The organism is Streptomyces sp. NPDC051976 (assembly GCF_040680795.1).
Classification (GTDB): domain Bacteria; phylum Actinomycetota; class Actinomycetes; order Streptomycetales; family Streptomycetaceae; genus Actinacidiphila.
This window is the reverse complement of record NZ_JBFAXL010000151.1, coordinates 1-1,682: the sequence shown is the minus strand read 5'-3', so window position 1 is coordinate 1,682 and position 1,682 is coordinate 1. Positions and strand designations below refer to the sequence as shown.

Genomic DNA, 1,682 nt, shown 5'->3' with positions numbered 1-1,682 from the left:
CCTCGCGGTTTCGGTTGGGGCTGGTCCGGATGCTGGCCGGATACGCGAAAGTGCCTTCCTGAGCTGGGACGATGAACCTTGTCTAGGGGTTTGATCGTCGCCGGAGGAAGGCACTTTCTGCGTGAAGGGTATCGGTTCTCGTCCCAGGCTCGTGGTGTCCGCCGATGGGGCGGGGGTGATCGGACATGCTGGATCGCGGTTGCTGGCTGATCTCGCCGATGCAACCGGGCTGACCGGTGCGTACTCCGTCGCGTTGCGCCCTTTGAGGCCGCGTGGGACCGGCCACGACCCGGGCCGGATCATGACGGACCTCGCGGTGATGCTTGCCGATGGCGGCGAGGCCATTACGGATCTGGCCGTGCTGCGGGACCAGCGCGAGGTGTTCGGCCCGGTCGCCTCCACGCCCACCGCCTGGCGGTTGCTCGCCGACACCGACGAGGCTGTACTCGCTTCGCTTCGAGCGGCCCGCGCCTCAGCCCGGGAAGTCGCCTGGATGCAGGCTGCCGAGACCGGCGAGGGCATACCCGCACTCCGGGCCGGCGGGCGCGAGCTTTCCGGCCTGGTCCTGGACCTCGACGCCACGCTGATCACCTGCCACTCGGAAAAGGAACAAGCCGCGCCCACCTATAAGGGCGGCTTCGGCTTCCACCCGCTGCTGTGTTTCCTCGCGAACACCGGCGAGGCCATGTCCGGCCGGCTGCGACCCGGCAACTCCGGAGCCAACACCGCCGCCGATCACATCGCGGTGCTGGACGACGCCCTCGCGCAGATCCCCGACGCTCACCGGCACGGAACCCAGGTCCTGGTCCGCGCCGACAGCGCCGGATCCGCGAAAGCCTTCCTCGCCCACATCCGAACCTTGCGCGAGCAGGGCCTGGACCTGCGGTTCTCGGTCGGATACGCGGTCACCGAGCCGGTCCGCCACGCGATCCGGACCCTGCCTGAGCAGGTCTGGCACCCCGCCCTGGACCAGAACGGGACACTGCGAGACGGCGCCGAGGTCGCCGAACTGACCGGCGTGGTCGACCTTGCCGGCTACCCGGCCGGCACCCGCATCATCGTGCGCAGAGAGCGACCGCACCCCGGAGCCCAACTGTCCCTCTTCGACCAGGACGAAGGCCTGCGGCATCAAGTGTTCCTCACCGACACCCCGTACTCCGGTGGCGGCTCAGCGCAGTTCCTGGAGGTCCGTCACCGCGGGCATGCCACGGTCGAGGACCATATCCGCTGCGGGAAGAACACCGGCTTCGGCCGCTTCCCCTCCCGCGACTTCAACGTCAACGCCGTCTGGCTCGAACTCAGCCTCGCGGCGGTCGATCTGCTGGCCTGGATGCGCGTCCTGCTGCTGGACGGCGAACTCGCGGCTGCCGAGCCGAAGAAGCTCCGCTACCGGATGCTGCATGTCGCCGCACGCCTCACCCGCGGCGGCCGCCGCCTGCGCTTGCGGATATCGGCGACCTGGCCCTGGAGAAACGAACTGGCCGCGGCCTTCGACCGCCTCGCAGCACTGCCCCGCCCCGCCAGCTGACCGGCAAACCCCTGCCCGCCACGACCCGAAGGACCCCGGAGAACCCGACCACCGCGCCGGGACTCCGCCATGCCCGAGCACCGAAATCGCATCGGCCACCCGACAGCGGACCCCTCAGCGACGCCTCATCACCCCAACCGAAACGGCGAGGCTA

Annotated in this window: 1 protein-coding gene; it reads left to right on the top strand. The window is 69.5% G+C overall.

All coding sequences use genetic code 11. From position 1 onward, the window contains the following. Nucleotides 1–121: 121 nt before the first annotated feature. On the top strand, nucleotides 122–1,528 hold the full coding sequence (locus tag AB0M29_RS45145) for an IS1380 family transposase (protein WP_365393677.1): 1,407 nt from the start codon (nucleotides 122–124) through the stop codon (nucleotides 1,526–1,528). Nucleotides 1,529–1,682 lie beyond the last annotated feature (154 nt).